22 protein-coding genes are annotated in these 19,784 nt (G+C 51.0%); 7 read left to right on the forward strand and 15 right to left on the reverse strand.

Going from position 1 to position 19,784, the window contains the following annotated elements; all coding sequences use genetic code 11:
* Nucleotides 1–32 precede the first annotated feature (32 nt).
* The 3 genes from KJ869_09650 to radC all read right to left on the reverse strand — a co-directional run bounded on the left by KJ869_09650 (nt 33) and on the right by radC (nt 2,197).
* Nucleotides 33–515, reverse strand: a complete 483-nt coding sequence (locus KJ869_09650) for a ribosome maturation factor RimP (GenBank protein MBU1577455.1) — start codon at nt 513–515, stop codon at nt 33–35.
* Nucleotides 516–795: 280 nt separating this feature from the next.
* Nucleotides 796–1,506 (reverse strand): hypothetical protein, encoded by a 711-nt coding sequence (locus KJ869_09655; protein ID MBU1577456.1) that lies wholly within the window; start codon nt 1,504–1,506, stop codon nt 796–798.
* Between the two features lie 10 nt (nt 1,507–1,516).
* Nucleotides 1,517–2,197, reverse strand: coding sequence for a DNA repair protein RadC (radC, locus tag KJ869_09660; GenBank protein ID MBU1577457.1), 681 nt, complete (start codon nt 2,195–2,197; stop codon nt 1,517–1,519).
* A 125-nt stretch (nt 2,198–2,322) separates the two neighbouring features.
* Here radC and KJ869_09665 point away from each other — a divergent pair, with 125 nt between their 5' ends.
* Nucleotides 2,323–2,961 (forward strand): response regulator, encoded by a 639-nt coding sequence (locus tag KJ869_09665; protein MBU1577458.1) that lies wholly within the window; start codon nt 2,323–2,325, stop codon nt 2,959–2,961.
* 38 nt (nt 2,962–2,999) lie between these two features.
* Here KJ869_09665 and KJ869_09670 read toward each other — a convergent pair whose 3' ends face one another.
* From KJ869_09670 to KJ869_09720, 11 genes are all read right to left on the reverse strand, one after another.
* Entirely contained in the window at nt 3,000–3,722 is a 723-nt protein-coding gene (locus KJ869_09670; GenBank protein MBU1577459.1) for a DNA alkylation repair protein, read from the reverse strand.
* The gene (locus KJ869_09675) at nt 3,710–4,012 is read right to left on the reverse strand and encodes an MGMT family protein (protein MBU1577460.1); all 303 of its coding nucleotides are present in this window, start codon (nt 4,010–4,012) and stop codon (nt 3,710–3,712) included. The genes KJ869_09670 and KJ869_09675 overlap by 13 nt, the downstream gene beginning before the upstream one ends.
* Nucleotides 4,013–4,023: 11 nt before the next feature.
* Nucleotides 4,024–4,476, reverse strand: a complete 453-nt coding sequence (locus tag KJ869_09680; protein MBU1577461.1) for a hypothetical protein — start codon at nt 4,474–4,476, stop codon at nt 4,024–4,026.
* Nucleotides 4,477–4,573: 97 nt separating this feature from the next.
* On the reverse strand, nt 4,574–5,326 hold the full coding sequence (locus KJ869_09685; GenBank protein ID MBU1577462.1) for a slipin family protein: 753 nt from the start codon (nt 5,324–5,326) through the stop codon (nt 4,574–4,576).
* Nucleotides 5,327–5,384: 58 nt separating this feature from the next.
* Nucleotides 5,385–5,756 carry a four helix bundle protein gene (locus KJ869_09690; GenBank protein ID MBU1577463.1) on the reverse strand — a complete coding sequence of 124 codons (372 nt, stop codon included), beginning with the start codon at nt 5,754–5,756 and terminating at the stop codon, nt 5,385–5,387.
* Nucleotides 5,757–5,791: 35 nt separating this feature from the next.
* Nucleotides 5,792–7,066, reverse strand: coding sequence for a nodulation protein NfeD (locus KJ869_09695; protein MBU1577464.1), 1,275 nt, complete (start codon nt 7,064–7,066; stop codon nt 5,792–5,794).
* Nucleotides 7,067–7,172: 106 nt separating this feature from the next.
* Entirely contained in the window at nt 7,173–7,946 is a 774-nt protein-coding gene (locus KJ869_09700; protein MBU1577465.1) for an AMP nucleosidase, read from the reverse strand.
* Between the two features lie 139 nt (nt 7,947–8,085).
* Nucleotides 8,086–8,862 carry an acyl-ACP--UDP-N-acetylglucosamine O-acyltransferase gene (gene lpxA, locus KJ869_09705; protein ID MBU1577466.1) on the reverse strand — a complete coding sequence of 259 codons (777 nt, stop codon included), beginning with the start codon at nt 8,860–8,862 and terminating at the stop codon, nt 8,086–8,088.
* Between the two features lie 157 nt (nt 8,863–9,019).
* The gene (locus KJ869_09710; protein MBU1577467.1) at nt 9,020–10,153 is read right to left on the reverse strand and encodes a choloylglycine hydrolase family protein; all 1,134 of its coding nucleotides are present in this window, start codon (nt 10,151–10,153) and stop codon (nt 9,020–9,022) included.
* A gap of 467 nt (nt 10,154–10,620) precedes the next feature.
* Nucleotides 10,621–11,601: an NAD(P)-dependent alcohol dehydrogenase gene (locus KJ869_09715; GenBank protein MBU1577468.1), complete on the reverse strand. Its 981-nt coding sequence runs from the start codon at nt 11,599–11,601 to the stop codon at nt 10,621–10,623.
* A gap of 25 nt (nt 11,602–11,626) precedes the next feature.
* Complete coding sequence (locus tag KJ869_09720; GenBank protein MBU1577469.1) at nt 11,627–12,931, reverse strand: bifunctional UDP-3-O-[3-hydroxymyristoyl] N-acetylglucosamine deacetylase/3-hydroxyacyl-ACP dehydratase; 1,305 nt, start codon at nt 12,929–12,931, stop codon at nt 11,627–11,629.
* Between the two features lie 394 nt (nt 12,932–13,325).
* On the opposite strand from KJ869_09720, the gene KJ869_09725 reads away from it, so the two are divergent.
* The 6 genes from KJ869_09725 to KJ869_09750 all read left to right on the forward strand — a co-directional run bounded on the left by KJ869_09725 (nt 13,326) and on the right by KJ869_09750 (nt 19,414).
* Nucleotides 13,326–13,751, forward strand: coding sequence for a transcriptional repressor (locus KJ869_09725; protein MBU1577470.1), 426 nt, complete (start codon nt 13,326–13,328; stop codon nt 13,749–13,751).
* Nucleotides 13,741–14,577 (forward strand): metal ABC transporter ATP-binding protein, encoded by an 837-nt coding sequence (locus KJ869_09730; protein ID MBU1577471.1) that lies wholly within the window; start codon nt 13,741–13,743, stop codon nt 14,575–14,577. The genes KJ869_09725 and KJ869_09730 overlap by 11 nt, the downstream gene beginning before the upstream one ends.
* A complete protein-coding gene (locus KJ869_09735; protein ID MBU1577472.1) occupies nt 14,574–15,407 on the forward strand; it encodes a metal ABC transporter permease in 834 nt (277 codons plus the stop codon). Before KJ869_09730 ends, KJ869_09735 begins: the two co-directional genes overlap by 4 nt.
* 271 nt (nt 15,408–15,678) lie before the next feature.
* Nucleotides 15,679–16,797: a hypothetical protein gene (locus KJ869_09740; protein MBU1577473.1), complete on the forward strand. Its 1,119-nt coding sequence runs from the start codon at nt 15,679–15,681 to the stop codon at nt 16,795–16,797.
* A gap of 50 nt (nt 16,798–16,847) precedes the next feature.
* A complete protein-coding gene (locus tag KJ869_09745) occupies nt 16,848–17,471 on the forward strand; it encodes a hypothetical protein (GenBank protein ID MBU1577474.1) in 624 nt (207 codons plus the stop codon).
* Between the two features lie 5 nt (nt 17,472–17,476).
* Nucleotides 17,477–19,414, forward strand: coding sequence for a 50S ribosome-binding GTPase (locus KJ869_09750; protein ID MBU1577475.1), 1,938 nt, complete (start codon nt 17,477–17,479; stop codon nt 19,412–19,414).
* Nucleotides 19,415–19,532: 118 nt separating this feature from the next.
* Here the strand turns inward: KJ869_09750 and KJ869_09755 are convergent.
* Nucleotides 19,533–19,784: S-adenosylmethionine decarboxylase (locus tag KJ869_09755; protein MBU1577476.1), on the reverse strand; the 252-nt coding region annotated here is incomplete at its 5' end.

Genomic DNA, 19,784 nt, shown 5'->3' on the forward strand with positions numbered 1-19,784 from the left:
CTTGCAAGAGAAGGGGAATATGAGGGGATGAGTTAGGTCTTTTTAAATTCCACTTCCAACCGGGCTTTTTTTATCTGGGCCAGCGGCAGCCAGACCGCTTCCTGGTCCTGCAAGCTGATCTTGACCATTCCGTTCTGGATCTCGCCGATGCGCCCGATGAATGTATTCTGGCCGTTCAGGGGCTGGCTAATGACTACCTTGGCCGGCTTGCCGGCATAGCGAATGAAATCTTCCGCCCTCTTCAACGGCCGGTCCAAACCGGGGGAGGATACCTCCAAACGATAGGGGTGGGTAATAGGGTCGTTGACATCCAGCTCGGCCGAGATCCGGCGCGACAGGCCGCTGCAATCCTCCATGGCGACGCCCTGGCCGGGCCGGTCTATGAACACTCTTAGAAAATCACCGCCGACCTTGAATTCCACGTCCACCAGCTCCAGCCCCATCTCATCAGCCAGAGGTTGGGCAATCTCTTTTATTTTGGCGATGACCTCTTCGGCTGATATTTTATCGTTCACTTATAACCTGCCTTTTGACTTTACCACAAAGACACTAAGACACAAAGAAAAACCTGGTTAGAAATATTAGACCCTCTGTATCTCTGCGGTTGATGTTCTGGTTGGTTTTTCGGATAGCAAAAGAGAGCGGGCTTTGTACCCGCTCTCCTAAAAATCAAGTCTGAGGATATTATAGCTTAAAAGGAGATATAATGCAAGGATTTTTTTACCGCTGCTTCAGCGATCAACCCGCTTGGCCCGGCTCCGATGATGACTTTCTTGTTTGAGATAAATAAGAGTTCTACTTAAACAACTCTAATTTAGTTGTATCCTTATTCCAACAATAATTTCTAATGCCGGAAAATTTCTGTTTATCCGAATTATAAAAAATTTCTGTTATCCATGAACAGTTATACTCTATTACACCATTCGGCCAATAACGGGCAGTTCTTGCTTGCACGGGCTTTTGCACCCCAACCTCGGGATTATTGTAATTTATGTAATGTGTCTCTAATTGGAATATACGGCACATATTGTCAGCATTGTAAAATAAGGACGAATCTATTTGAATGTCAGGAATTGTGGTACATGCTTGCATTGCATATTTTAAATCAAGCACAATAACAGGTTTACCATTTATTTTGAAAGCCTTAATATTAGTCAGATACATATCAAACTCACCGCAATCCTCTGGAATAAGTCCCGATTTCCAGATGGCAAAATAATTATTTTTATTAGTAATATCATAGACATAGATTCTATGGAAAATCTGTTGATAATTTTTCTTATCAGTAATTGAAACATCTACAACTGCTATCTTTCTATTAATCTGCGGAAATATATATTCTGCGGACGATAACCTTTTGAACTCTAAAGGAAACTCTTTCTTAAATATTTTAAAACAATCCTCACTTATCTCTTTCGTATTGACTAATGAAAATACATCAAGTATTCGGTTGCATGCAATAAATAGGGTTGCTGATAGTATTGGAATTAACAAATATTTTTTCATTTTATATCCTTTATATTAAATTCTTTTCGGCAAAACTGAAATGCCCCAGCCTGCCCACTATCAGATGGTCCAGCACCCGGATATCCATGGTCTTGGCCACGCTGATGATGGAATCGGTCAAGGCCTTGTCCTCCGGCGAAGGCTGGCAGTGGCCGCTGGGATGGTTATGCACCAGGATCAGTCCGGCCGCATGGCAGTCCAAAGCTTCCTTGATGATCCGGCGAGGATAGACTGCCGCCTTGTCCACCGTCCCCTGGTTTATTATGTTGTGCTTCAGTACCTCGTTCTTGGTGTTGAGGTAGATGCACAAAAAAACTTCATTCGGCAAGCCGGCCAGTTTGGCCTTGGCAAAATTAAGCACCGTCTGGGGAGACGAAAGCACATCTCTTGATGCCATCTCGTTGGTCATGTAATATTCGATAATCGCTTTGTTCAATTTTATCAGAATGCCGGAGCCCTGGCTTAACCTTTTTACCTTATCCAGTTCCTCCGGAGAGGCATCCAGCACCCCGGAGAGTCCGCCGAATCTTGTGATCAGTTCCTTGGCCAGGGGTTTGACATCGCGCCGGGGCAAGGCATAGGTCAATAACAGCTCCAGCAGTTCGTAGTCGTGCAGGCCGTCTCCGCCGGCTTTACGGAATTTTTCCTTCAACCTCTGGCGGTGGCCAGCCTTTAATTCTTTATTATCCATTTCTCCCCTGTTCCGTTTTCATGACAAGATTAATATTGGAGATGCCCTCCGATAAGGCAAACCGGCTTGCATATTTATCACATTTGTTATACAATTTACTCAAGCAGTCTTTTAAGAGGAGGTTTATGGAAACTTATACCATACTGGTGGTCGAGGATGAAGCCAATATGGCCCGGCTTCTGGAATTTCAACTGCGGAAGGTTGGCTACCAGGTGATCCAGGCCCGCGACGGCCAGGACGGCTTGCAGGTCGCCAAAGAGAAACAGGTGAACCTGATCCTGACAGACATCATGATGCCGATGATGGACGGCTACGAACTGTGCCGGGCCGTCAAGAAGAGCCCCGATCTGAAGCACCTCCCGGTGCTGATGCTTTCGGCCAAGATAGACCGGGCCAGCATCATCCACGGTTATGCGGTGGGCGCCGCCCGTTATCTGACCAAGCCCCTCAAAAGGGAGGAGCTTTACAAGGGCATTGACCTGCGGCTAAAATACGCCACCAAGGCCCGATCCATGTTGGCCCGCAAGGCCAAGGAGTGGTCCGGAAAATTATCGGTGGTCAATATATTCAAACTGCTGGAACTGTTCTCTATCGGAGGCTGGACCGGCCGCATCGAAATAACTAATGTCGAGGGCCAGCACGGCTGCCTGCATATAAATCAGGGGGCCATAGAGCACTGCAGCCTGGAGGGACAGATCAACCTGTTCAATATATTCGTGGTGCTGTCCTGGGAACAGGGCTCCTTTGAGGCCACCCGGTACTGATCCTTTAACAGGAGCGCTGATGCCCGCCCTTTATGAAGCTACTTAGACAAAGCCTTTTGCCTTAAAGCCTCCGGGAATTTCTCAATGGCGTATCTCAGGGCCGTTCTGGGCATTTTCTTTTTGTTCTTGATCACGTAATCAAAAATTTCTTTTTGATGCCTATCGCCAGCCACCTTCAGCATCCAGCCGTATCCCTTCTGCACCAGGTCCTCTTTGTCCAATAGAAGAATATCCGCCGTCTTGAAGGCATCCTTAAGGAAAACGCCCCGGCGCAGGCCGTAGATCAGGGCCACGGCCGAGGCCCGCCGCATCCACCATTTAGGCGACTTGGTCCAAGCCCGGACATTATTGATAAACTCGGGATGATTGAACAAAAAATAACCCAAAGCATGAGTACAGAGATCGTCCACCCCGCCCCAGTCCGGGGCGTATTTTTTTAGCCATTTTTCGAACCTGGCGAAATCGCCGGGCTGATATCTCTTTCTTAATCGGTAAGCCCAGTCAAAGGCAATGGTCCGCTCCTCGCTGAGGCCGGATTCCAGCAGTTGATCGCACAGTTTGAAAATATCGTTCTTGGGGCGGTCCTTGATGGCGGCGTAATATTTCTGGGAGATCTTTCGGACCAGCGGGGTCCTGACCCCGTATAGTTTGATCCCCTCTTTGAAAAAGACCTGGATGGCGCAGCGGTATTTTTCATCGCTGCTGATCGCCAGATCACGCCTGATGGATTTTAAATATTTATCCCTTTTCACGGTTTCCATTGGTATTTTTCCAGGTCTATCGTTCCGGCCAGGCTGAATTCCACCCCTTCGCTCTCCAGCATGGCCCGCTGTTCCTCGTAGCCATGGCCGGGCTTCAGGGATATCTGCCCCTTGCCGTTTATCACCCGGTGCCAGGGGAGTTTCTCCTTGCCGGAACTGGAGTGCAGTATCCAGATCACCGCCCGGGCCCCGCGGGGGTTGCCGGCCAGGGCCGCTATCTGCCCATAGGTGGCCACCTTGCCGGGCGGGATACGTTTGATGATGGAGATTATTTGGGAGGAGAAGGTCATATAACCATCAATTATTCAGCATTAACTTTGGTTAACAAATCTATAACTTCATTTTTTACCCATTCATAGCTTCCAAAAACATAACCTGGGTAATTTTTTATGACTTCCACTTTACCATCATTATATTCCACTTGAATACACCACTCTGTTATCTGAACACGTGCAACTTCTACACCTTTGTCAAACTGTTTTTGTGCCTCTTGATTTTGACTGAAATCAGAAACCGAATGTGTACGAAAATGATACGTTTTTATTTTCTGTCCATTCAAGTAAACAGGAAAACTCCATTTAATAACTAAAGATCCCTCTCCCTCGGGTTCATATTCAATTGCCCCTACTTCATATTTACCGACCATAAAATGGTCTTTTCTTGTATATTTTCTCTCCACTGTGGTTGCACAGCCAATAATAGTTATAATTATTACAAGCCATACGGTTGTTAGTTTCGCCCTTCTATCTTTCATTTAAAACTCCATGATTTTATGAAACATACTTCGTTAAAACCAATTAGTTAAAGCGGCGACCGGATTTTATTTATCCAATCGCCGCTTTTCTGGTTGTTTATGATTTCTTGTCGTCCTGGTGCATGAAGTACTTGAGGAAGTCTATCGGCAACGGGAAGATGATGGTAGAGTTCTTCTCGGTGGCGATCTCGGTCAGGGTCTGCAGGTAGCGCAACTGGATGGTGACCGGCTGTACCGCCATCACGTCGGCTGCGTCCTTCAACTTGGTCGAGGCCTGGAATTCGCCGTCGGCGTGGATCACCTTGGCCCGGCGCTCGCGCTCGGCCTCGGCCTGCTTGGCCATGGCCCGCCGCATGGTTTCAGGCAGATCCACATCCTTGACCTCCACCGCCTGGACCTTAATGCCCCAGGGATCCGTCCGCTCATCAAGTATCTTCTGCAGCATCTGGTTGATCTTCTCCCGGTTGGAGAGCAGGTCGTCCAGTTCGTGCTCGCCCAGGATGGAGCGCAGGGTGGTCTGGCCCATTTGGCTGGTGGCGTACATGAAATCCTCCACCGCAATGATGGCCTTGTCGGGCTGGAACACCTGGAAGTACATCACGGCGTTCACCTTTACCGAAACGTTGTCCTTGGTGATCACCTCCTGGGCCGGCACGTCTAAGGCGATGGTGCGCAGGGTTACCTTGACCATCTTTTCGAACATCGGGATCAGGATGATCAGTCCGGGGCCGCGGGTGCCTGCGTAGCGGCCCAAGCGGAATATCACTCCCCGTTCGTATTCCCGCAGGATCTTGAAGGTATTGACCAGAATGAACAGCACGAAGATAATTAGAACAATGTAACCTGTCATGGTTTTTCTCCTTTGTTAAATGTTTATTATTTAAGCGTTTAGCGTAAAGCGCTTAGCGTTAAGGTTCTTTTTGTCTCAGGCCAACTATCATTTTCCAAAGCATTCTGCCGACCTCCTGCGATAGAGAATATAAGCCGGTAAAATCATTTACCTTTAAATAGCCTATATCTTTCGAAAGCATCAATTGTGTCTGCAGTTCTGCCAATGAACCGTTTGCTGTATATAAGAATTGGATATATTCCTTGCGGTTTTTACGTGCATAACCCTCGGCAATATTTGAGGGGATAGAAACCGAACATCTCCTGATTTGTGAGATTAAACCGAAGTTTTCCTGGCTGGGAAACTCCTTGGATACTTTATAGACCTCAACACATAATTTGTATAACTTTTGCCACACTATCAGATCGGAGAAGCTTTTTGTACTGTTCATGCAACGCCCATCCCCTGTTCGCTATACGCTTTCCGCTACTCGCTCTTTATGACTTTCAGCTTCATCCCCTTTACCTCCACCACCTTGACCTTGGCCCCCTCTGCTATCTCGGCATCCGACCAGGCGCTCCAGTGGGCCCCGACCACGAACACCCGACCGCCGTCCTTGTTCACTATGGTTCGGGCGTCGCCCTCCTGATTCAGCAGGCTCTTGTCGCCCGATACCGGCCTGGTCCTCAGGGTTCTAATGGACAGCCAGACCCCTATGATGAAGAAAGCCGCGGTCACCAGCACCACTGGAACGATCACCTGCAGCGAGACCCTCATGGCCGGGTCCGGCGTCTGAAAAAGCATCACCGATCCTAAAAACATGGCAACTATACCTCCTATGCTAAGTATTCCGTGCGAGGCTATCTTTACGTCTAAGATGAACATGACTATGGCCAATATTATCAGCAACATCCCGGCGTAATTGACCGGCAGGGTCTGAAACGAGAAGAAGGCCAGTATCAGCGAGATGGCGCCAACTACTCCGGGAAAGATGGCCCCGGGATTGGAGAACTCAAAATACAGCCCCAGCAAGCCGGCCATGAACAGGATGTAGGCGATATTGGGATTGGAAATGATGGACAGAAGCCTGTCCCGCCAGTTCATCTCCACCTGGACCCTCTCCGCCCCCTTGGTATGAAGCACCACCGTATCCTGGCCCATAATCACCTGCCTGCCTTCCAGAAAAACCAGCAGGGCTTCGGTATCGTCGGCGATCAGGTCTATCACCCTGCGTTTGAGGGCCTCGGTCTCGGACAACGAGACGCTGCTACGCACCGCCGAATCGGCCCAGGCTATGTTGCGGCCCCGCTTCTCGGCGATGGAGCGGATGTAGGCCGCGGCATCGTTGGTCACCTTGCCGGACATGGTGCTGTCCATCTGCCCGGTGCCGATGGCTACCGGATGGGCCGCCCCGATGCTGGTGCCCGGCGACATGGCCGCCACATGGGAGGCCAGGGTGATGAAGGCCCCGGCCGAGGCCGCCCGCGACCCCTGGGGAGCCACGTAGACCACCACCGGGATCTTGGAGGCCATGATGCTCTTGATCACCTGGCGCATGGATTGGTCCAGCCCGCCGGGAGTGTCCATCTCGATGATCAGGCATTCGGCATTCTGATCCTGGGCCTTTTCTATAGCCTGCACCATGAAGCGGGCCGAGGCCGGGCTGATGGCGTCCTCCACCCGGACGATCATCACCTGGGAGGCCTGGGCAATGCCCGCAATAACGGCCAACGCACAAAGTATTAATGCACACTTCTTCATATAGTCTCCTCAAATTTTAAGCAATAAAAGTCACATCACTTTTTATTGCCAAAATAAAATCCGTGTCAATCCGTCAAAATCAGCGGGGATCTGCGTTCTATCGAAATCAATATTGAAAATGCTTGATCTTCTCGCCCATCTTACCGATTTCGGTCATGCTCTCGATGCCTATATCCAGATGTATCTTGCTGAACTTTTTGGTGACCTCCCGGTCGCTCTTCTCGGTCTTGATCCCGTGGGGCACCATGGGGATGTCCGACACCATCAGCAGGGCGCCCCGGGCGATCTGGTTGGCATGGCCCACAATGAACAGGGTGGCGGTCTCCATGTCTATGCCGATGGCGGTCAGCTTCCTTAAATATCTCTTGAATTCGGTGTCCCATTCCCACACCCGGCGGTTGGTGGTGTAGATCACCCCGGTGCGGTAGTCAAGTTTCCGTTCCTTCAGTTTGTCGGAGACGAACTTGTGCAGTTTGAACGACGGCAGGGCCGGCACCTCCGGCGGAAGATAGTCGTCGCTGGTGCCCTCTCCCCGGATGGCCCCGATGGGCAGGATGAAATGTCCCAGTTCGGTGGTTCTTTTCAAGCCCCCGCACTTGCCCAGAAACAGCACCCCCTTGGGATGGCGGGCCACCAGCAGGTCCATCACCGTGGCGATGTTGGGGCTGCCCATGCCGAAATTCACAATGGACAGCCCGGCCGAGTTGGTGGCGGCCTGCATGGGACGACCCAGGCCTTTGATCTCGCAGTTGAACCGCTCGGCAAAACTCTGGATGTAATCGTCGAAATTGGTAAGGAGGATATGGTCGCCGAATTCGTTTAGGCCCATGCCGGTGTAGCGGGGCAGCCAGTTTTTTGCGATGTCCAGTTTTGTTTTCATAAATTCACGCCTTTCTTGATATCTATATTACTGTAAAACATATCCAATATCAAGTGTAAAGTTATAAATAAAATTAGTCTTGGTCAACAAAAAACCCCATATTGTGAGCGATACGGGGTTTTTATAATTCCGTGGGATTTTATTTGGTTATCCCCCGGACCGAGCTTTCGATGTACTCTATGATGTGCTTTATCTCCGGGGACATCGGCAGGCTTTCTTTGATGCGGCTTAAGGCCTGGGTGGTGTTCAGATTGGAGCGGAATATGAGGCGGTAGGCTTTTTCTATCAGGTCCCGCTGTTCCTGGCTGAAGCCGCGGCGGGTCAGCCCGACCGAATTAAGCCCGTACATGGCCAGCGGATTGCCGAAGGCCTTGGTGTAGGGCAGCACGTCCTTCTGGACAGCGGATGATCCCCCGATCATGCAGTAGCAGCCCACCCTGGCGAACTGGTGCACGGGGGTCAGCCCGCCGATGATGGCGTAATCCTCCACCGTCACATGGCCGGCCAGGGTGGCCGAGTTGGCCAGGATGACCCCGTTGCCCACCGTGCATTCATGGGCGATGTGGCAGTAGGCCATTAAAAAACAGTTGTCGCCGACCAGGGTGACATCGCCTTCATCCGTGGAGAGGTTGATGGTGACATATTCGCGGATAACGGTGTTCTTGCCTATCCTTACCGTGGTCCGCCCACCTTTGAATTTGAGGTCCTGCGGATCGCCGCCTAAAGAGGCTCCGTGCCACACCCGGCAGCCCTGGCCCAGCTCGGTCCAGCGATGAATGGCCACCGAGGAGCCTATCTGGCAGTTGTCACCAATGACGCACTCCGGCCCGATGATGGTAAAGGGGCCGACCGTAACGTTGCCGCCCATTTTGGCCGACGGGTCGATGATTGCAGTGGTATGAATTTTATTGGGCATGTTTTAAATGAATTACGGGTTGTAAATGATGTAAAAGTATCAAACTGAAATGATCAGGAATCGCCAGAATAATGTGGTGGAGCCGCCGCCGCAAAGACGTTCGTTAAACATAGTTATAAAATCACCAATCATCAATTTATGGTGATGCTTCTTTTTACTATCTCAGAAGAACATTTTCCATGTCCTGTTTTTTTTCTTTGTCCATCGGATAATATTTTATTTTTCCATCACTTTGCTTGAAAACAATATCGCTAAAATTAAGCATTCTAACTCGTCTATCATATTGAGTGTGATAGTAAAATATTAAATTTTTTGTATCCCAAACTGTTGTGTAAAGTGTCGAGCTTTTTAAATTATTTTTTGCATTGGCTTCGCTTGATCCTTCCGCCGCACCGAGAGGCACATTGAAGTTGTCTAAAATTCTGAAAAGTTCGGTTGAAGCATCTAATCCGTCAGAAGTGTTTCTTGCTGTTTGGGAAAAGACAACAGCACGGACAAATCTTGAAGGGGGAGTGAAGTCTCCCGGCAAGCCTAAAAATCCGGAACCGCCCCCCATGGGAGAAAAATCCATATTCTCAATTTTTTTAGTTGGTATCGGAACCGGGGACAGATTAATGTAATTGCGTAAATTCGTCATATGCCAATCGTAATTGGGGCCATTAGTTATCACACCCAATGGATTGTCATGAATTTTTACCCGTTGATTCGTGAATTCAATAACAATTGATTTCCCGGATGGTTCTGTAACCATATAGTGGACGCCCATTTCTTGTCCTATGTGTTCATCAAAAATTCCGACGACATTAATATTATTTATCCCAGCTCTAACTTCATCTATAGTTGAAAATTGAGACAAAATGTAAATAGAAACATCTTGTCCGGCAATAGTGTTAGATCGTTTCTTTTTATTGTACTGAGAATACGAAGCAAATCCGTGATGATAGAAAAGACCGACCGTTATTCCCTTTTCATTCAACCCATCTGCAATAACCATTTCTCCCGCCATATCTAAACCAACAAAACCATATTTTGATGTCCATTTCTTCCCATTATTCCCTTCGGGGGTTACGCCAATAAATTCATAGCCTTGTGGGAAAATTGCGATTCTTGAATTTAAGTCAAAGGCACCCCATTCCATCGTACGACCATAAACCACAGTACCATCACTTGAAGTTAAACGAATTCCGGTACACGCATTTGATTTAGTAAACATTAATAATACAAGCAAAAATAACGGGAAAAGCACTCGTGATCTGTAGTGGAAATCTCTTGATGCAAAATTTGTTTTCATGATGAATTCTCTCTTATTGTTGTATTTAATTTTAGACTGCCGCCGCGGTCAGCTCGGTCCATTTAGATGTCAACAATTAATTTACGGCAAGCCTGACACATATTGGCCTCAACTCTTGGCCTTCCAAATCCTGCGAATTCGCCCAATTTAATGCCGCCTATGGCCCAAATCCCAAACAGCAGGCTTTTTCCTTCCGGCAGCCATTTTAACTTATACCTATCGCCATATATATTACCCCTGGTCATTTCGGCCTTACAATAAGGACATTTCATTTTAATCTGCCTCCACAAATAACTTTAAAAAGAAACTAAATTCACACTTACCCTAGTTTGCGTTTACACTCATTCCATCATTTTTTGTCCCAGATATAAGTTACCGATCCACTATCGCCGCGGTCATTTCCGCCTCGCACACCACCTGGCCGTCCACCAGGGCATGGCCCTCCATCTTGCAGATCCCCCGCTTGGTCAGGTTTTGTTATTCTGTTCCATAGTGATAACTATTTTCCCTCGGGCATGTCCTTCTCCAAGATAGCGGAGCGCTTCCGCAGACTCACTTAATGGATACCGTCTATCGATAACGGATTTTACTTTGCCCGCTTCATAAAGTTCTTTTATGAAGATCAAATCTTTTTGGTTTCGTTTTGCGCTTACGCCTCCCATTTTCCTGCCCCCTCTTTCTGACATCATTGACCCCATGAGCATAGACTGGAAGATTTGAGGCATGGAACCTCCAGCCATTATATAAATACCCTTGGGAGTTAAGGCACGCTTATAGTCCGCAAGCGAACGATATCCGTTTGCCGCAAGAATGAGATCATACTTCTGACCATTTTGGGTGAAATCTTCTTTAGTGTAATCAATGACATGATCTGCCCCGATCGAGCGCGACTGTTCCAAATTCCTCGTGCTGCACACGGCGGTCACTTCTGCTGCGCCGAACGCTTTAGCGATCTGAACCGAAAATGTTCCAACCCCGCCTGAGGCGCCATAAATCATAACCTTTTGCCCCGCCTGAATCTGCCCTTCATCGCGCAGACCTTGCAAGGCAGTGATCGCAGCCATCGGTGCGGCCGCAGCTTCATCGAACGAAGTATTGACCGGTTTCAACGCCACCGCACTTTCAGGAGCACATGCGTAGTCGGCAAAACCGCCTTTTACCATCCCGAAAACATCATCACCTGTTTTAAATTGCTTGATGTTTCCGCCAACTGCTTCAATCCGCCCAGCAACGTCAGCACCGAGTCTCGTGTATTTAGGTTTGATCAATCCCCCGCCCATGAGACGAATCAAGAAGATGTCAGCGGTCAGGAAATGCCAGTCATAAGCATTCACGGATGCCGCGTGAACGCGCACCAGCACCTCATCGTCTTTGGGGGTGGGTTTTGCCACTTCACAAAGCTGGAGTACATCCGGTGGCCCGTATTTTTTGTATATTATCGCTTTCATATGTTCTTAGTCTACTTGGTAGAAATCACCGATCCACTATCGCCGCGGTCAGCTCGGCCTCGCACACCACCTGGCCGTCCACCAGGGCATGGCCCTCCATCTTGCAGATCCCCCGCTTGAAAGACACCATCTTCAGCTCGAACCTCAGCTGGTCGCCCGGCACCACCGGCTTGCGGAACCGCACCTTGTCTATGGCGGCAAAGTACAGCAATTTCTGATGGTAGTTCTCCACCGAATGCAGTATCATGAACGCCCCGGTCTGGGCCAGGGCCTCGATGATAAGCACCCCGGGAAAGACCGGCCGGTCGGGAAAATGGCCGGGGAAGAACGGTTCGTTGATGGTAACATTCTTGATCCCCACCACCCGCTTGCCCTCGTCCAGCTCCAGTATGCGGTCCACCATCAGGAAGGGATAGCGGTGTGGCAGCATCCCGGCAATGGCGTTGATGTCGAACACCGGGCCCTTTTTTTGTTTTTCTATCTCGTCGTAGACCTTCTTGATCTCCCGGACCAGCTTGACGTTGGAGCGGTGCCCGGATTTTATGGAGATCACGTGTCCTTTCAGAGGCATGCCCAGCAAGGTCAGATCGCCCAGCAGATCCAGTATCTTGTGCCGCACGAACTCGTCGGGGTAGCGCAGCGGCTCCTTGTTCTCAATGCCCTGCTCGCCGATCACCACCGCCGAGTCCAGGCTGCCGCCCTTGATCAGCCCCTGGGACCGGAGCATCTCCACATCCCGGGCCAGGCAAAAGGTCCGGGCGTCGGCCAGTTCCTTGTCGAACACTTCCCCGTCGATAGCGAAGGAAGCGTACTGGCTGCGCAGCATGTGGTGGTCGAAGTCTATGGTGAAGCTTATCCGGAACTCCTTGGAGGGATTGGCCACCAGCTGGACCTCATCGTCGGCTATGGACACCATCCGGGGCAGCTCGAAATATTTCCGCGGGGCGTCCTGCTCCACCGTTCCGGCCTTTTTCAGGATATCCAGGAAGGGGCGGGAGGAGCCGTCTCCTATGGGCGGCTCGTTGTTGTCCATCTCCACCCGGAGGTTGTCTATCTCCAGCGAGGCCACCGCCGCCAGGACATGCTCCACGGTGTGGACCTTGACCAGCTGGCCGTCCGCATCCCGACCCAGGGTGGTGCCCCGGGCGGTCTCCACCACGTAGTCGATCAGGGCCGGGATCTCCGGAGCCTGGGGCAGGTCAGCGCGGATGAACTTTATCCCGGTATCCATCGGGGCCGGCTTGAAGGTGATCTTGGTGACGTTCCCGGTATGGACCCCCACCCCGGAAAAACTCACCTCGGTGACTATGGTCTTCTGTAGTTTGGCCATGGTATATTTCCTTATAAGGGTAAAAATGCTATTGTGTTATCGTGTAATAATACCTTAAAAGAAAAATATTGTCAAATGATTTTGGGGTACTGTGAGATCCAATTGGACACTGATTAACACTGTTTTTCTTGGAATATTTTCTTTTATGTCATTCCCGAGAAGTCGGGAATCCAGGTCCCATTAACCACAAAGAGCACAAAACGCACAAAGAGATTTTATATGGTCTTTCCTGCCGGCCCTCATCTCCCCTAATAAGGAAAGATGAAGAACCTGTCCTGAGACGGGCAAACATAAGGCTTTTGAAGAAGTGTCTATAGGCTTGGGTTAAATGCAAGCTTGACAAATTGACCGAATGGCGTTATAATAAATGCGAATAATTCGCATTATAAAATAAATGAAAAACCAAGCTAAAACCAGCAAGGCTCAGCGCAGCATCTTGGATATTCTGGGGCGGGCCAAGGGAAAGCACCTGCGGGCCGAGGAGATCTGGCAGGCTCTGCAATCGCAGGGCCGCAACATTCATCTCTCCACCGTCTACCGCTCCCTGCAGGCTTTGACCGCCTCCGGACTGGTCAAGCGGAACTACCTGCAGGAGAATCACGCCCATTACGAACTGGCCGGCACCCCGGGGATACACCTGGTTTGCAGCGGCTGCGGGCAGGTCCAGGAGATCGGAACGGTAAAGGATGACCGCATACTGGGCGCCGTGGAAAAGCAGCTGAAGGATAAGTTCACCGTGATCGACTGGCAGATGCAGCTTACCGGTCGCTGCGCCAAATGCCTTGACAAGGGCAGGAATGGAGCCGCCCATGGCCGTTGAAAATAAAGTTGCCTCGGATAAATCCTGCGGTTATTGCTGCACCAAGCTGGTGAAATTGGGCGTGACCTTCGGCCAGAACCGGATATTGGAGGATGTCAACCTGCATGTCCATTGCGGCCAGTTCACCGCCGTGATCGGTCCCAATGGGGCCGGCAAGACCACTTTGCTCAAGGCCATCCTGGGCGAGGTGCCGCACACCGGCCACGTCCATTTCATTGACTCCGACGGACAGCGCCCGAACCGGCCGTTTTTGGGCTACGTCCCCCAGAAGCTGGAATTCGACGCCACCGCCCCGGTCAGCGTCAGGGACCTTTTTGCCGGGGCCGCCGGCCGCCGGCCGGTGTGGCTGGGCATCGGGCGCAATGACCGATCCCGGGCAAAGGAGGTTCTTGATACGGTGCAGGCCGGGCATCTGATAGACCGCAAGCTGGGACAGCTATCCGGCGGCGAGCTCCAGCGGGTGCTTCTGGCCATGGCCATTACCCCGGTGCCCAATCTGCTATTGCTGGACGAGCCGGTATCCGGCGTGGACCTGGCTGGCATCGAGCTGTTCTATAAGATGGTCTCCCAATTGCGGCGGGACTATCACCTGTCCATCATCCTGGTATCACACGACCTGTCCACTGTGGCCCAGTTCGCCGACCGAATAGTTTTTTTGAACCGCACCGTCATCGCCGACGGCACGCCCCGCCAAGTCCTTTCCAACCAGGCGGTCCGTCAGGCCTTTGCCCTGCCTCCGGAGCTGGCCCTAAGTTTCCCCGAGATACAACCGGAGCATAAAGAGGATCGGGGATGCATCAGCTGTAACCTGGAGAAAAGCCTATGAGCCCGTGGTACTGGCTGACCGGCCTGCTGCCCTTCGATTGGCTCAGCTTTGCTTTTATGAAGCAGGCCCTGCTGGCTGTGATTCTGGTATCGTACCTGTTCGGCCTGCTGGGCTCGCAGGTCATCAACCAGCAGATGGCTTTTTTCTCCGATGCCATCGGACACGCCGCCCTGACCGGCATCGCCATCGGCGCCATCATGGGTCTGGCCGATCCCACCTGGGCCATGGTCATCTTCTCCGGCCTGCTGGCCCTGGCCATCTCCTGGCTGAGGCGGGTCACCCTGACATCGACCGACACAGTGATCGGCCTTTTCATGGCTTTTGCCGTGGCCCTGGGGATAGTGATCCTGTCGCGGGGAGGCGGTTTCGCCAGGTATTCCGGCTACTTGGTGGGCGATATCCTCAGCATTACCCCGGCCGAGATAAGGAACCTGCTGATACTGATACTGGCGGTCACGGTTCTTTGGATATTGTATTTCAACCAGCTGATGCTGATCAGCCTGAACCCCTCGCTGGCCCGGAGCCGGGGGATAAAAGTATGGCTGATAGAGGCCATGTTCTCGCTGGTGGTGGCGGTGGTGGTCACCGTCTCCATCAAGTGGGTGGGCCTGCTGGTAATAAACTCCATGCTGATACTGCCGGCCGCCGCGGCCCGCAACATCTCGGGCAACACCCGGCAGTACGTTTGGTGGTCAATTGTCATAAGCCTGGCCTCGGGGGTATCGGGACTGATCGCCTCCTATTACCTGTCCACCGCCACCGGAGCCACCATCGTGCTGATATCCATGGGGATATTCATGGTCACCCTGGGGGTAAAAAAGATCATTTGAAACACCAATCTTTGGCAAAACCACAGATATCGTTCCAACCAAATTTGTGGGGTAGTTGGGGTCCGGGGGCGCAGTTGCGGGTTGACTGCGGAAAACATTACAAAATTGATCATCGCTCCGTAGCGTGTGCCAAACTCATCAAATAATTCTTTATTTACACAAGCATTATATTAAGTGTTAAGTCCTGCGACCCCGGCGGGTCTTTCGCCCTTTCTGCCCGGACAGAAAGGGCAGAGAATATAAAAAACTTGCAAGACAGACGGAGATTATTATGAAAAAATCTTTTTTCATTGCTTTATTTATTTTATTGGTGGCGTTTATATCGATAACTTTTGTTTCGGCCCAAAGCAAGACCTGCGCCAATTGCGAAAAATCCATCACCAAAAGCTTTCTGGAATACAACGGCCAGCCTTACTGCTCCCAGAAATGCTTCGAGGCAGCCCTGCCCAAATGCTCGGTCTGTGGAAAGTCGGTGGGCGAAGGGACCAAGCAGGGCGAATTTTTAAAGTTCAACGGGAAGATATTCTGTTCGGAAAAATGCTTTGCGAAATCCCTGCCCAAGTGCGCCGCCTGCGGCCAGCCGGCCCAGAAACAGATCCGTTCGGCCGATGACGCCTCAAAAGTATATTGCTCCCAGGAATGTTACCAGACCAGTCTGCCCAAGTGCGAGTTATGCCAAAAACCACTGAACAATTGGAAGACGCTCAATAGCCACATATTTTGCAACGATTGCGCCGCCCTGCCCAAATGCCTCAATTGCCGATTGCCCGGGGCCGAAATAAAATTGGCGGACGCAAGATACCTTTGTAAAAAATGCCAGCCTGAGGCCATCACCTCTTTGGAGAGCGGGCAAAAATATTTTACCAGGGTCCGTGACGATATCAAAAAACATCTGAATCTCTCCACCGACCATAAGATAACTTTTAAGTTAGTGGATGCGCAGGAGCTGAGCAGGATCACCGGAGTAACGGTCTTTTCCGAACAGGGGCTATACAGCCATAAATGGAAAACCTACCAGCAGGCTAAAACCAAGGTGCTGGACAGCGACACTTTCGTGATATACATCCTTTCGCATCTGACCCCAAAATATTTCCACAATATAACCGCCCATGAACTGGCCCATGATATCCACGACGCCTATTATCCCAACGCCAAGGGCAAGGAGATCGAAGAGGGCTTTGCCGAATACATCTCTTCGCTGATGAACGCCTACTGGGGCAATGACAGCTTGAATTCGGAGAAGCTGCAGAACCAGGAGAAAATTTACGCCCAGGGATATCAAAAGTTCCTCAAGGTCGCCGAAAAGAACGGGCTGGCCGATGTTTTGGCCTATATGGAAAAACAGAACCATGTGCCCAAACCCAAAACAACCAAGAAAAAAACCAAATGAAACTACAAGAGAAAATAATTTATTCATTTTCAGTCCTTGGACTGACTGCCATGGTGTTTTTGGCTGGCTGCAAGCCGCAGAAACCAAACACCAGTATACTAATATTTGACCAGATAAAATACAAGCTGCCAAAATACGATTCGCTGGAATACTTCAATATATCCCCCAACGGAAGCAAATTCATGGCCCTGTATAAGATCAAGGATCAGTGGTTTGCCCAAGTCAACGAGAGCGTTTTCGAGAATTTCCAGGGAACACTGATAGACAGTTTTAGCAACAAACCAAAATACTGCTTCAGTCCCGATAGTTCAAAAGTGGGCATGGTCTACCATAAGGAGCGGTCTCACATTCTAAAGGCGGCTTACGTAATCGAAAATCAAAAAATCCCCGATTCGGATACCATGCCACAATGGTTCGTCCAAATAAACCATAACATTTACGGTGGATTTGATGGTGACCACATGCCGGAGGTCAAATTTTCACCGGATGGTTCGGTTTTTGGTTTTGTCTACAAGAACCGTGGGGCATATTACATAAGGCTAAATGACGAGGTCCTGGGTCCGTATCAAAAAGCAGATATGACCTTCACCATTGAAAGCCATATCACCCTGGCCATTGTTGAAAACGGCTTTGCCTATCTTAACGAAATGGAAGCAATTCCCCTTAACAAATAAAAAACATGATTTTAAATTTAACTGAATTAAAAAACGGCGAGGCCGCCCGCATCGAATCCATCTCCGGCGGACACGGCCTCCAGGCCAGGCTGGAAAGGCTGGGACTTCGCCCCGGACTGAGAGTGACCAAGGTCTCCGACTTCGGCCCGGTGGTGGTCTCCTCCTCAAATGGACAGGTGGCTATCGGAAAGGGCATGGCCCGCCATGTCAATGTGACGGTTGACGATTTCAAGGTGTTGCTGTTCGGCAATCCCAACGTGGGTAAAAGCGTGGTCTTCTCCCATCTGACCGGCCTGGGGGCCGTCTCATCAAATTACGCCGGAACCACGGTGGAGTTCTCCAAGGGGGCCATCTGGGCCGACGGCAAAAGAATGGAGCTGATAGACGTGCCGGGGGCCTATACCCTGGAGGCCACCTGCACCGCCGAGGAGGTGGCCAGCGACTTCTGCACCCGGGATAAGGCCGACCTGATAATTAACGTAGTGGACGCCACCAATCTGGAGCGCAATCTGTATCTGACCTTGCAGCTGCTGGAGAAAAAGATTCCCATGGTAGTGATGCTCAACAAATGGGATATCGCCCGTCACAAGGGGATCATTATCAACGTTGACGAGCTGGCCCAACGGCTGGGGGTGAAAGTCATCCCGGTGGTGGCGGTAACCGGCGAAGGACTAAAGAAAGTGATGTCGGCGGTGGCCGAGGCCGGGCGAGGCGAAATAAAACTATCTGAATTCAAGCCCATTGACCACCAGGAGCGCTGGCATATCATCGGCCACATCAGCCAGGAGGTGCAGAGGATTACCCACAAGCACCCCACCATCCTGGAGAAACTGGAGGACGCCAGCGTCCGGCCGTTCTCAGGGGTGCTGATCGCCCTGGCGGTGATGGTGCTTTCCTTTACGGTCATAAGATTTCTGGGCGAGGGCCTGATAAAATACCTGATGGACCCCTTCTTCAAAAACATTTACGGTCCGCTGGTGCAAAAGCTGGTGGCGTTCATTCCCTGGCCGGTGATCCGCCAACTGCTGGCCGGGCAGACCCCGGAGTTCATGGAGTCATTTGGCGCGCTGACCACCGGGGTCTATATCCCCCTGGCCATAGTCCTGCCCTACATCGTCTCCTTCTACCTGGTGCTGGGAGTGCTGGAGGACATCGGCTACCTGCCCCGCCTGGCGGTGCTACTGGACCGGACCATGCACCGCCTGGGCCTGCACGGCTACGCCGCCCTGCCGCTGGTGCTAAGCTGCGGCTGCAAGGTTCCGGGGGTGCTGGCCCTCAGGGTGCTGGAATCGCGGCGGGAGAAGATACTGGCCCTGACCCTTTTATTGATGGCCGCTCCCTGTCTGCCCCAGTCGGCCATGATGGTATCGCTGCTGTCGGGCTTCGGAGTGGGCTACGTTCTGCTGGCCTTCGGGGTATTGATAGCGGTGGCGGTGATAAACAGCCTGTTTTTGAACCGCATCTTAAAAGGGCAGTCTCCGGAGATCATCATGGAGATACCCTCCTACCAGATGCCCCACGCTGGAACGCTTTTCCGAAAGACCTGGATGCGCATCAAGAGCTTTTTGCAGGAGGCCACCCCGCTGATAGTGCTGGGGGTGCTGGCGGTGAATATTCTGGAGATGCTGGGGGCGATAAGATTGCTGGGCCGGCTGGCCAGACCGTTGGTGGTGAATGTTCTGGGCCTTCCTCGGGAGGCCATCAGCGTGATCCTGTTCGGATTTTTGCGCAAGGACATCTCCATCGCCCTGCTGGCGCCTTTGAACCTGTCGCCCAAGCAGGCGGTGATCGCCTCGGTGTTCCTGGTGCTTTACCTGCCATGCATAGCCACCTTTTTCGTAGCTCTTAAGGAGATCGGCTGGCGGGGGATCGTCCGGGTGCTGGCATTGACCTTGAGCTGGGCCGTGGTGGTGGGGTTTTTGATGAATTTGATCTGGGTGTAAAATTAACGACCTCCCCCTTCCCTCTCCTAATGCCTTAGGAGAGGGGTAAGGGAGAGGTCCGTCCAAAACACTAAAAAAGCCGTGGCATTCAAGCCACGGCTTTTATTTTATATGTAATCTAGATATTCTCGGCGAAGAATATTTCCGCCATCTCCCTCAGCAGTTTCTTCTTGATATTCACCTTATCGCGAGCCCTCAGCTTGCTGGTGCTACGCCCGAAAATATAATCTTCTATATTGAAATCCCTCAGCAGCATCTTGGTGTGAAAGATATTCTCCTGGTAGACGTTGGTGTCTATCAGCTGATAATCCCTGTTGACATCCTTGTATAGATAATTCTGGATGGAATTTATCTTGTGGTCTATGAAATA

Source organism: Candidatus Edwardsbacteria bacterium (assembly GCA_018821925.1).
Lineage (GTDB): Bacteria > Edwardsbacteria > AC1 > AC1 > EtOH8 > UBA2226.

Excerpts from the sequence above, each read along its gene's own strand:
- KJ869_09730 (MBU1577471.1), top strand. The coding sequence starts at position 13,741 with ATGGCCGTTGAAAATAAAGTTGCCTCGGATAAATCCTGCGGTTATTGC.
- KJ869_09725 (MBU1577470.1), top strand. The coding sequence starts at position 13,326 with ATGAAAAACCAAGCTAAAACCAGCAAGGCTCAGCGCAGCATCTTGGAT.
- KJ869_09695 (MBU1577464.1), bottom strand. The coding sequence starts at position 7,066 with ATGAAGAAGTGTGCATTAATACTTTGTGCGTTGGCCGTTATTGCGGGC.
- KJ869_09685 (MBU1577462.1), bottom strand. The coding sequence starts at position 5,326 with ATGACAGGTTACATTGTTCTAATTATCTTCGTGCTGTTCATTCTGGTC.
- KJ869_09655 (MBU1577456.1), bottom strand. The coding sequence starts at position 1,506 with ATGAAAAAATATTTGTTAATTCCAATACTATCAGCAACCCTATTTATT.
- KJ869_09690 (MBU1577463.1), bottom strand. The coding sequence starts at position 5,756 with ATGAACAGTACAAAAAGCTTCTCCGATCTGATAGTGTGGCAAAAGTTA.
- KJ869_09675 (MBU1577460.1), bottom strand. The coding sequence starts at position 4,012 with ATGACCTTCTCCTCCCAAATAATCTCCATCATCAAACGTATCCCGCCC.
- KJ869_09715 (MBU1577468.1), bottom strand. The coding sequence starts at position 11,601 with ATGAAAGCGATAATATACAAAAAATACGGGCCACCGGATGTACTCCAG.
- KJ869_09710 (MBU1577467.1), bottom strand. The coding sequence starts at position 10,153 with ATGAAAACAAATTTTGCATCAAGAGATTTCCACTACAGATCACGAGTG.
- KJ869_09680 (MBU1577461.1), bottom strand. The coding sequence starts at position 4,476 with ATGAAAGATAGAAGGGCGAAACTAACAACCGTATGGCTTGTAATAATT.
- KJ869_09670 (MBU1577459.1), bottom strand. The coding sequence starts at position 3,722 with ATGGAAACCGTGAAAAGGGATAAATATTTAAAATCCATCAGGCGTGAT.
- KJ869_09700 (MBU1577465.1), bottom strand. The coding sequence starts at position 7,946 with ATGAAAACAAAACTGGACATCGCAAAAAACTGGCTGCCCCGCTACACC.
- KJ869_09665 (MBU1577458.1), top strand. The coding sequence starts at position 2,323 with ATGGAAACTTATACCATACTGGTGGTCGAGGATGAAGCCAATATGGCC.
- KJ869_09720 (MBU1577469.1), bottom strand. The coding sequence starts at position 12,931 with ATGGCCAAACTACAGAAGACCATAGTCACCGAGGTGAGTTTTTCCGGG.
- KJ869_09735 (MBU1577472.1), top strand. The coding sequence starts at position 14,574 with ATGAGCCCGTGGTACTGGCTGACCGGCCTGCTGCCCTTCGATTGGCTC.
- KJ869_09745 (MBU1577474.1), top strand. The coding sequence starts at position 16,848 with ATGGTGTTTTTGGCTGGCTGCAAGCCGCAGAAACCAAACACCAGTATA.
- KJ869_09750 (MBU1577475.1), top strand. The coding sequence starts at position 17,477 with ATGATTTTAAATTTAACTGAATTAAAAAACGGCGAGGCCGCCCGCATC.
- radC (MBU1577457.1), bottom strand. The coding sequence starts at position 2,197 with ATGGATAATAAAGAATTAAAGGCTGGCCACCGCCAGAGGTTGAAGGAA.
- lpxA (MBU1577466.1), bottom strand. The coding sequence starts at position 8,862 with ATGCCCAATAAAATTCATACCACTGCAATCATCGACCCGTCGGCCAAA.
- KJ869_09740 (MBU1577473.1), top strand. The coding sequence starts at position 15,679 with ATGAAAAAATCTTTTTTCATTGCTTTATTTATTTTATTGGTGGCGTTT.